Annotated in this window: 12 protein-coding genes and 1 pseudogene; 6 read left to right on the forward strand and 7 right to left on the reverse strand. The window is 66.7% G+C overall.

Annotated elements, in window-relative coordinates:
• Positions 1-99: 99 nt before the first annotated feature.
• The 4 genes from ACFHPP_RS29625 to ACFHPP_RS29640 form a co-directional block, all read right to left on the reverse strand.
• The gene (locus tag ACFHPP_RS29625; protein WP_437166825.1) at positions 100-444 is read right to left on the reverse strand and encodes a transposase family protein; all 345 of its coding nucleotides are present in this window, start codon (positions 442-444) and stop codon (positions 100-102) included.
• 224 nt (positions 445-668) lie between these two features.
• Positions 669-872 (reverse strand): hypothetical protein, encoded by a 204-nt coding sequence (locus ACFHPP_RS29630; RefSeq protein WP_437166826.1) that lies wholly within the window; start codon positions 870-872, stop codon positions 669-671.
• Between the two features lie 91 nt (positions 873-963).
• Complete coding sequence (locus ACFHPP_RS29635) at positions 964-1,257, reverse strand: hypothetical protein (protein WP_437166827.1); 294 nt, start codon at positions 1,255-1,257, stop codon at positions 964-966.
• A 468-nt stretch (positions 1,258-1,725) separates the two neighbouring features.
• The gene (locus ACFHPP_RS29640) at positions 1,726-2,196 is read right to left on the reverse strand and encodes an ester cyclase (protein WP_437166828.1); all 471 of its coding nucleotides are present in this window, start codon (positions 2,194-2,196) and stop codon (positions 1,726-1,728) included.
• Between the two features lie 84 nt (positions 2,197-2,280).
• Here ACFHPP_RS29640 and ACFHPP_RS29645 point away from each other — a divergent pair, with 84 nt between their 5' ends.
• A complete protein-coding gene (locus ACFHPP_RS29645) occupies positions 2,281-2,736 on the forward strand; it encodes a cupin domain-containing protein (RefSeq protein ID WP_437166829.1) in 456 nt (151 codons plus the stop codon).
• Positions 2,737-2,801: 65 nt separating this feature from the next.
• Here the strand turns inward: ACFHPP_RS29645 and ACFHPP_RS29650 are convergent, their stop codons facing one another.
• A complete protein-coding gene (locus ACFHPP_RS29650) occupies positions 2,802-2,990 on the reverse strand; it encodes a hypothetical protein (protein WP_437166830.1) in 189 nt (62 codons plus the stop codon).
• A gap of 163 nt (positions 2,991-3,153) precedes the next feature.
• Here ACFHPP_RS29650 and ACFHPP_RS29655 point away from each other — a divergent pair, with 163 nt between their 5' ends.
• The 3 genes from ACFHPP_RS29655 (at position 3,154) to ACFHPP_RS29665 (ending at position 4,124) form a co-directional block, all read left to right on the forward strand.
• Positions 3,154-3,585, forward strand: coding sequence for a hypothetical protein (locus ACFHPP_RS29655; protein ID WP_437166831.1), 432 nt, complete (start codon positions 3,154-3,156; stop codon positions 3,583-3,585).
• Positions 3,586-3,729: 144 nt separating this feature from the next.
• A complete protein-coding gene (locus ACFHPP_RS29660) occupies positions 3,730-3,927 on the forward strand; it encodes a hypothetical protein (RefSeq protein WP_437166832.1) in 198 nt (65 codons plus the stop codon).
• A complete protein-coding gene (locus tag ACFHPP_RS29665) occupies positions 3,924-4,124 on the forward strand; it encodes a hypothetical protein (RefSeq protein WP_437166833.1) in 201 nt (66 codons plus the stop codon). Before ACFHPP_RS29660 ends, ACFHPP_RS29665 begins: the two co-directional genes overlap by 4 nt.
• 60 nt (positions 4,125-4,184) lie before the next feature.
• On the opposite strand, the gene ACFHPP_RS29670 is transcribed toward ACFHPP_RS29665, so the two are convergent.
• Positions 4,185-5,348, reverse strand: a complete 1,164-nt coding sequence (locus ACFHPP_RS29670) for an aminotransferase (protein WP_437166834.1) — start codon at positions 5,346-5,348, stop codon at positions 4,185-4,187.
• 293 nt (positions 5,349-5,641) lie between these two features.
• On the opposite strand from ACFHPP_RS29670, the gene ACFHPP_RS29675 reads away from it, so the two are divergent.
• Both ACFHPP_RS29675 and ACFHPP_RS29680 read left to right on the forward strand, forming a co-directional pair.
• Positions 5,642-6,253 (forward strand): recombinase family protein, encoded by a 612-nt coding sequence (locus tag ACFHPP_RS29675; protein ID WP_437166835.1) that lies wholly within the window; start codon positions 5,642-5,644, stop codon positions 6,251-6,253.
• 606 nt (positions 6,254-6,859) lie between these two features.
• Entirely contained in the window at positions 6,860-7,858 is a 999-nt protein-coding gene (locus ACFHPP_RS29680) for a sensor histidine kinase (protein WP_437166836.1), read from the forward strand.
• Positions 7,859-8,095: 237 nt separating this feature from the next.
• Here the strand turns inward: ACFHPP_RS29680 and ACFHPP_RS29685 are convergent.
• Positions 8,096-8,278 (reverse strand): annotated as a pseudogene (locus ACFHPP_RS29685) (DUF4118 domain-containing protein); the annotation flags it as partial.
• Positions 8,279-8,560: the final 282 nt, after the last annotated feature.

An 8,560-nucleotide genomic window follows, 5' to 3' on the forward strand; every position in this document is an offset into this window, starting at 1 on the left:
CCGGCGGGGGGTGCCAGGGCCAGTTCAGGATAAAATTTGTGCTTCAGGACATGCATATATCGCCGGCCGCAACGCGCGGTTCCAAAGGTGATATTGGTTCTATACAGCTCCTACTCTGAGTTGAGGATGTCCCCGGCCGGCGCGAGGTCGCCGGCTGGCGTGACGACGGAAGGCGGCCTCCACCGCGTCCCTGTCCAGGCCTTGCAGGATGTAGCGGATCGCGGTGTGCGCCGGTGCGCGCCGCCACGTCAGGCCAAAGGCCCGGTTCAGGCGCCGACGGTGCACGTCGATGAAGGTGGCGATGCTGCGATACGAGTTGCCGCCGCTGACGACGGCCAGGATCGAGAACAGCAGCACATGCGGCAACCGGTAGACCTTACCCTCCGCCCGGCGCGGGTCAGGCACCTCCTCCAGCAGGCCCAGCAGCGGCGAGAATGCGGTCACGGCAACCTCCACCTCGGTTGCCGCTCCATGAGTCAGAGGTTTGCCCGCTTGGGAATCCCGCCATCAGCCGTCACCGCCGCTCTACCAGCACCTGTGGCGTCCAGGACTCACCCCGGATGCCGCACAGCGTTGAACAGCCCTGGACCCCGCCGATCTGCAGGCGATCGTCGCCTACCTGCGCTCCCTCCCACCGCAGAGCCGGTAGATCGCCTTTCCGACGCGGATCAGGCTGCACCGCCAAACCTGATCCAGAAGCGCATGAAGACGAGAGCAGCGAAGCAGGAGAAGCTATCGACGGTCTGGTCGTATCGAGCCGCGATACGGCGGAACTGCTTGAGCTTGCTGAAGCAGCGTTCAACGAGCAGCACGATCTCGGCCCGCACGGCATTGCCACGGGCGACCTTCCGGCGACGCAGGCGCGACGTCAACGCGGCACGCTCAGCTACCGTCAGTTCGATGCGTAGCGCTGTCCCTCCAGCTATGCCGTTGCGGGCAGCGAACCTCAGATAATTGGAACGGCTAGCGCCAGTCCCGTCCACGGGCCCGGTAATGACCCCGGTCGTAGCCGCGTCCTCGATCATGCCCGCCCCAGCTACGATGGCTGTAGTAACGCGGCGGCGCGTAGTAGCGGGGCGCCGGGGCATAGTAGGGGCGATAGACGGGGCGCGGCGCGTAGTAGCGGGGCGGCGGCGGTGCGTAGTAGGGCTGGGCATATCCGTAGCCGCCCACCGATGTGACATCGGCGGCAACAATGCAGCCAGGCGCGAACAGCAGCACCGGCAGCAGCAGGACAAGGGCGCGGAGGCAGCGCACGGTGAGGGCTCCTGTGCGGCGGGCCTTGTTGGGCGCCTGCCGCTTCATCCTCATTTAACACCAAAATCATGACGCGGTTCAGGCGCGATCTAGACACTGGCGAGGCCATTGCGGCGGCCCTTACCTTAATGCCGCTAATGGTCGGCATAGACGTGCGGTTTTCCGCCGCGGCCGCATGCGCCTCGGCAGCACGGCGGAGTAGCCGCCCATCCCAACCCTCCCCAGCGGAGGGCGCCCCAGAGCCCCATGGCCTCACTGCGAGGTCATGGGGCTCTTTGCGTTCCGGGCCGCTGCAGTTCCGGCAGCCGTCGCACCACGCTGTTGCGGTTGGCGTGCTCGGCGCTGCCATTCGAATTCGCCGCGCTCACCGCTCCCGGATCTGCCGGAATGCGCCGCCATGACGACCTCGTATGGCAAACACTCTTGATCCCTGCATTGCGGAAGCTGGCATCAAGACGCGCTACGCGATCATGCACTGAGCTGTTGCATGAGGCCAAAGACATCCATCTGGATCCGGGTATCCTTCACCTTCGCGGCTTCGATCCGGTCGATCACCATACCCCGGACCGAGACCTGGCGGCGTGTGGCCGAAACCCCGAAGAACTCGGCTTCGTGCGTTCCGGTCCAGACGAAGCGCGTGAGGACCTTGTCGCCCTCGGCAATCTGCTCCTCCACGGTCCAGCGCAGATCCGGGAAGGCGCTCCGCAGGCCCCGCACGACATCCTTTACTCCCGAAAGGCCGGGCTGCTGTCCGGGAAAGGGCTCGAGCTCGACGACGTCTTCTGCGAAGTAGTCTCCCGCGGCTTCCAGGTCACCATCGTTGATGACCCGCTCGATGAAGCCACGAATGATCTGCTTGTTCCGTTCCGTGGACATCGGCGTTCCCCCTGCCAGAGCGGCCATCATCACCTGATCGCCAGTCAGGTCATCCCGGGGCATTGCACGCCCACCCGCGTCCCTCACCGGATTGACAGTCGCCCGCGTGGCTAAGGCGTGGGACGTTGCGGAAGACAGGAGATGACGATGCAAGACCCCGCACCAAGCTACCATCTGTTCGGCAACGTCCTGACCTTCCGGGCCAAGCCGTCGGAGGGCTCTCGCTTTCTCCTCACGGAGGCTCGGTCAGCGCCGGGCGCCGGCGCCCCGCCGAACCGGCATCCGGGCGACGACGAGGCTTTCTACATCCTGTCGGGGCATTACGAGTTCAGCGTGGACGGCCAGGTCCGGAATGTCGGGCCGGGCGACTATGTGCCGATCCCGAACGGTGCTCCCCATCACTTCCGCAACGTTGGCACCGAGACCGCCTCCATGCTCGTCCTGAACTGGCCCGGCCGGCAGCACGAAGCGTTCTTCTCGACGCTCGGTGAGCCGGTGAGCCAGGCCACTGAGCCCGTCACGCCGCTCGGCCCGCCGCCGGAAGCCGTTCTGGTCGGGCTGCGCCGCATGTCGGCCGAGTGCGGCGTCGAGTTGCTCGTCTGAGGTTGCTGGGCTCGGCGTCCCGAAAAGTTAGCCTGACCTCCGTCTGAAGCTGACCGGGTAGGCCGCTATTCCGTGGTTTGGCCGGCGGCCTGTAGCGGCTGGCCGCGGGCAACGGCGCGGGCGAAGGCCAGCAGGGCGCTGCGGCGGCGCGGATCGTTGATGGTAGAGAACACCTGCACCAGCTCGACGAGGTCGTCCGTTGCGCCCTCGATGAAGTCCACCATCGGCGCATGCTGCGGCGAGGCGGCGCCCATCAGCAATTCCGGCCGTACGCCGCGAGAGCAATTAGAGGTTGTGGCGGCTTGGGACATATCCCGCGTTGCGCCTGGCAGTAAGTAACCCTTAAGGTAAAATACCGGCGGGACAAGCATGCTCCACCCGGCCTGAGTGCAACGCGGCCATTGGGGAGACCGCATCATGCCCGACACGAACCTTGCCGCCTTGGATCCGTCCAACGGCAACCTCTTGGCAGGCAGCGTCACGGCGGCGACAGGGGACAGCGAGGTGGTGCGGCTTGCAGAGAAGTTTATTGCAGATGAAGAGGCGAAAGAGCTGAAGTTGGTCCATTTCTGCGACATGGTCAGGCCCTGGTCCGCTGCAGATCACCGCGAAATCGAAACCTATTCTGCCAGCGCCACAGGCTATCACGAGCGAATGGCTGCAATCACGCAGGCACACGTCACCACCCCCGCCGGCCTATTGGCCCAGGCCCAGGTGTTGCTCTGGCACTCACGCCACCCGAGTGGCGATGAGGTACATCTTTGGAACTTGGCGAATGGGGTGTTCCGCGTCCTGGGCGAGCCGCTGCCGGCCTGGGTGGCGGAGCTTGCCGAGGAGCCGCAGGAGTAGACGACTTCCCAACCGAATTCACCGGCGGCGCCTGGCTCGACTCCTGCGTCCTCGCTCGCTCGCGCGGCTCAAACCTCGTTCGGCAGGAAGGCGACCTCAAGGTGACGCCACCGCGTGTGGCTGGTCGAACTAGAGCGACAGCAGATGCAGAGCATCGAGGCGGCCAGGATGGCGAGGGCGGCGGCGCGGGTGCTCGAATGCTCGCAACGCGGCGCACTCACCCTGGATCGGCTGCGGAACGGCGGCCGGCAGACTGTCACGGTGCAGCACGTCACCGTGCAGGAAGGCGGGCAGGCGGTGATCGCGGGCACGGTGAAGCGGGGGAGGGGGGGTCGAAAGTGAGCGACCCTCTTCCGCCCCAAGCCAAACCTCGGCGCCGCAGCGCCGAGGCCATCGCCGGGCAAAGGCTGCGCGGCCAGGCGCGGCGGATGGTCGCCGACCTCGACGCCCTGATACGCGAGGTGGAAGCCGCGTGTGCGGCTCAGGGTATCGGCGGCAGCCTGGCCGATGCTGAGGCGAAGGGCCTACCGCTGGCTTGACCGACACCCACCGAGCGCCGGCGGGCACCGTTTGGAGGGCCGGCGCGAGTCCGGCCAAGGTCAGCCGGATGCCGCCCGCAGCCGCTCCTCCATCGACACGATGCCGGCGGCTTCCACGTTGGCGAACGCGATGCGCAGGTGCGCCTCCTCCCCGGCAAAGGCCGGGCCAGGCAGGCACATCAGCCCTTGTTCAGATGCCAGCCGCTCCGCCACGTGCCAGGCGGAGGTCTCGCCGAAAGGGTGTCGCACGTAGGCGAAGTAGGCCCCGAGCGATTGCAGCTCCCAGCCCGGCAGGCGGGAAAAGGCGGCACGGACGCTTGCTCCCCTGACCTGCATCTCCCCGCGATTCGCTGCCCGCCACGCCGACAGCGCCCCAAGCCCCCACGCCAACGCGGCCTGCCCCGCCCGCCCCGCGCAAATCTGCACGCAATCCATCACCTTGCCGAGTTCCTGAAACAGCGCGGCGGGCGCGCCGAGGGCGCCGAGCCGGTGTCCCGGAATGGCGAAGGACTTGGAGAAGCTGTGGAGCTGCACGAGGTTCTCCGGCCAGGTGTCGCCTGCGAGCAGCCCGTGCGGCCGGTCCTGGCGCGGCGGCAGGAAGTCCCGGTAGGTTTCGTCCAGCACCAGCCAGATCCCGCGCTCCCGGCACAGGGCGTGGAAGCGGGCGATCACCTCGGGCGGGTAGATCGCGCCGGTCGGGTTGTTGGGCGTGACGAGCACGATAGCCCGCACCCGCTGGTCGAGCAGCGTGGCCGCCTCCTCTGGATCGGGCACGAAGCCTTGCTCTGCCCGACACGGCAGCGGGCGCGGCTCGATCCCGAGCATGTCGAGCGTCATGCTGTGGTTGAAGTACCAGGGCGTAGGCAGCAGGACCGCGTCGCCACGCTGGGCCAGGGCCATCATGGCTACGAAGTAGGCCTGGTTGCAGCCGGCGGTGATGGCCACCTCCGACGCGTCGGGCCGGCCCCCGTACAGCGCGCCGAGATCGGCGACATAGGCTTCCCGCAGCGCGGCATCGCCCATGATCGGACCATAGGTGGCACAGGCAGGATCCCCCGCCGCACGAGCCAGGCGCTCGAGCATGCCGGGCGCCGGCGGATGCGACGGCACGGCTTGGCACATGTTCAGCAGGCCATCCTGGCCGACATAGCGGGCACCCCAGTCCTGGATCTCGGGAATGGGCGGGCTGCCGGTATCGAGGAGGCGGGGGTTCAGGGGCGTCATGGATCAACCTGTCGGGTGAAGGACGCACAACGCGTGACAGTGCGGTCTCTTGCGTCACCGCGGTAAAATTCGCCCTGCCGCCTCAGTCGAACCCCGCCTGCCGCTCAAGGCGATCCCCAGTGCCACGCCGAAAAGTGGACGAGCCGCCGCCGGCCAGAACTGGATTTCTGCGTCTGGCGAGCGCGAGCCGTCTCCAGCGTGCAGGTTGTCCCAGTTGAGGTATAGACTGGTTGCTACGGTTCAGGGCATAGCCGGAACAGCGGCTTGCGGCCCGCTGAGCAGGGAGAGTTCAAGTGGGACAGCGCGCCGCCCTCTACTGCCGGGTCTCGACCGCCGACCAGTCCTGTGCGCGGCAGGAGCGGGATCTCGCCGCCTTTGCTGCCCGGGCCGGCTACGAGGTGGTCGGGGTGTTCAAGGAGACCGCTTCCGGCGTCCGGCTCGACCGCGCCGAGCGGCGGAAGGTGATGGCTCTTGCGCAGCGGCGCGAGATCGACGCGGTGCTGGTGACCGAGCTGTCGCGTTGGGGCCGCAGCACGACCGACCTGCTGGCGACGCTGCGCGAGCTGGAAGCGCAGCGCGTCTCGCTCGTCGCGCTGAACGGCATGGCCTTCGACCTCTCGACGCCGCACGGGCGGATGATGGCGACCGTGCTCGCCGGCGTCGCCGAGTTCGAGCGCGAGCTGACGCAGGAGCGCATCCGCTCCGGCATCGCCGCGGCCAAGGCGCGCGGCAAGCGGCTCGGCCGGCAGCCCGGGCAGCGGCCGAAGTCGGACCGCCTCGCGCCAAGGGTCCTCGCCCTCATCGCCGAGGGCCAGAGCTATCGCCTCATTGGCCGCGAGGTGGGGTTGAGCAAGAACACGGTGGCCGGGATCGTGAAGCGGAGCCGGGCCCACGCACCGGCCTGATAACGAGTTACCTGCGCCATGTTCCCGCGCGCCTATTCCTATTCCCGCACCCTCGCGAAGGCCGAAAAGCCGCGGGAATGGGTGCGGGAATGGCGGGTGCGGGAGAGGGGGTGCGGAAGAAGGAATAGTGCAATTTCAGCTGGTTGGTGATCGGACCAAGCCTCAAAAGGCGGCGAAGCGAAAGGCAGGGTGCGGGAATAACAACGGGTGCCGGAATGAACGCGGGAGATTGCCGCTGGTCGATGGCCGGCACCACGGTCGTGGACGCTCCTCTTCCCGCCGCACAAGCCCAGTGGTCTCTGCTGTTTGCGGAGCCACCATCCCCCGCGGCCGGGCAGAAGAGAGGAAGCCGCCTTTATCCGATCTCCGGCCAGAGGACCATGTTCCCTCCATAGGGTAGGAGCCCTTGTGAGGTGACCCATGCCTGCTGAGACCAAGCCCACGGACCGTCCCGACGACGCGTTGCTGGCCGAGGAAACGCTCGCGGAAGTGTTCCCAAGATGATAACCGTTTGGTGTCCCGAAGTTTGAAGCGCTGCAGAACCGATTAGCTGGCGACGGTTACCCCAGGTCATCCTCACAGGAAGCACGAGAACGCAACCTTTTGATGTCTACACGATCACGCACGCTGGATTGGGATCCGGAGCACCTGCACGCCGCCATAGATGCCGCCGGCGTCGGTCTGTGGTGGTGGAACGTCGAGAGCGACGAGATTGCCATGGACAGGCGCGCCTACGCGCTGTGGGATTTGCAGGAGGGGGGCGTGGCAACCTTCGCCGACCTGTCCGCGAAGATCCATCCGAGGGATCTCGACAGGGTGCGGGCAGCTTTTACCTCGACGCGGGCGATTGTGGGACCGTACGAGATCGATTTCCGCATTCTGTCCGGCGATGACATCCGGTGGGTCTCCGCGCGCGGTCAGGGCAATGATGCGGATATCCGGCACGATGTCATGCGCGGCATCTTCCTCGACGTGACCGGACGCAAGCAGGCCGAGGAAGCCAATCAGCTCCTGGCCGGTGAAATGAGCCACCGGGTCAAGAACCTGCTGTTTGTCGCGTCGCAGCTGGCCCAGATCACGTCGCGCTCGGCGGCGACGACGGCGGACATGGCAAAGGATCTCACGAAGCGGCTGACCGCTCTGGGGCGTGCCCATGACCTTGTTCGCCCGAGGGGCGGCCGTCCGGTGGAGGCGGCGCTGCTTGGCGACCTGCTGGCGGTGCTGCTGCAGGCCTACGACGATACCGACGGCGCCTCGGGGCGCATCCGGGTCTCGGTGCCGCGGATGGACATCGGCGCGGCGGCCGCCACGACCCTCGCCCTCGTGGTGCATGAGTTGGCGACGAACTCCCTGAAGTACGGCGCGCTTTCGGCGGAGAGCGGCACGCTCGACCTGGGGTGCACTGCCCCGGACGAAGATGTCGTCCTCGTCTGGATCGAACGGGGCGGCCCGCCGGTCGTTGAGCCCTCCGCTCCGGCCGGCTACGGTAGCGAGCTCATCCGGCGCAGCATGGCGCATCAGCTCGGCGGCAGCATCGCCTTCGACTGGTCGGCAGAAGGGCTGATCGTCACGTTGCGGATGCGGCGGAACCGCCTGGCGGCCTGAAAGGCCATCGGGGGCCTCGCGTGCGGATGTGGTGTCGTCCGCCATGGCAATCTGGAGGTGTAAGGTGGCCGCGAGCCGCTGGAGGTCGTTGCGGGCGTGGTGGATCGCCTCGCGCAGCAGGACTTCCCTCTCGGCGTCGCTGGTGGCGAGCCGCCGGTTGGCCTCCGCCAGCCTCTGTGCGTCGATCGCCAGTTGTTGGCGCGACCGCGCGACCGCGGCCAATGTGACGTGCAGCGCCTCCATCAGGCAGGCCACGAGGAGCGTGATCGCGAGGTAGACGCCGGTGGCCAGGAGATCCACCGATGGATCGAATTCCAGGCTGCCAAGCCTCGGCACGAAGAGCCAGGTGGCGAGAATGCTGGAGAGGATAGCCGCGTAGATGCCGGTGCCGCGATCGAAGAGCACGCCCATGAGGACCACGACCGGGAAAGAAGAAGGAACGGGTAGCCCGGAGAGTTCTGCCGCCTCTCGTTCTTTTCATTTAGAGGTGGAATATCCAAGCCGATATCGCATGTTACTGAACAATGAATTCAAATCGCGGTGGGGCAAGCCGTGTCTCTTGTCGTTGAGCGTGATCAAGACCCACACGCATCCCACGGCTCTCCAGGTTCACCTGAGGCCGAGAAGGCCCGTTCGGCAGCTTTGCACCGCTACGCGATCCTCAATACGCCCCCCGAGGTCGAGTTCGACCAATTCGCCGCC

The organism is Falsiroseomonas sp. E2-1-a20, assembly GCF_051433195.1.
Lineage (GTDB): Bacteria > Pseudomonadota > Alphaproteobacteria > Acetobacterales > Acetobacteraceae > Falsiroseomonas.

Excerpts from the sequence above, each read along its gene's own strand:
- ACFHPP_RS29660 (WP_437166832.1), top strand. The coding sequence starts at position 3,730 with ATGCAGAGCATCGAGGCGGCCAGGATGGCGAGGGCGGCGGCGCGGGTG.
- ACFHPP_RS29655 (WP_437166831.1), top strand. The coding sequence starts at position 3,154 with ATGCCCGACACGAACCTTGCCGCCTTGGATCCGTCCAACGGCAACCTC.
- ACFHPP_RS29680 (WP_437166836.1), top strand. The coding sequence starts at position 6,860 with ATGTCTACACGATCACGCACGCTGGATTGGGATCCGGAGCACCTGCAC.
- ACFHPP_RS29670 (WP_437166834.1), bottom strand. The coding sequence starts at position 5,348 with ATGACGCCCCTGAACCCCCGCCTCCTCGATACCGGCAGCCCGCCCATT.
- ACFHPP_RS29645 (WP_437166829.1), top strand. The coding sequence starts at position 2,281 with ATGCAAGACCCCGCACCAAGCTACCATCTGTTCGGCAACGTCCTGACC.
- ACFHPP_RS29650 (WP_437166830.1), bottom strand. The coding sequence starts at position 2,990 with ATGGGCGCCGCCTCGCCGCAGCATGCGCCGATGGTGGACTTCATCGAG.
- ACFHPP_RS29640 (WP_437166828.1), bottom strand. The coding sequence starts at position 2,196 with ATGCCCCGGGATGACCTGACTGGCGATCAGGTGATGATGGCCGCTCTG.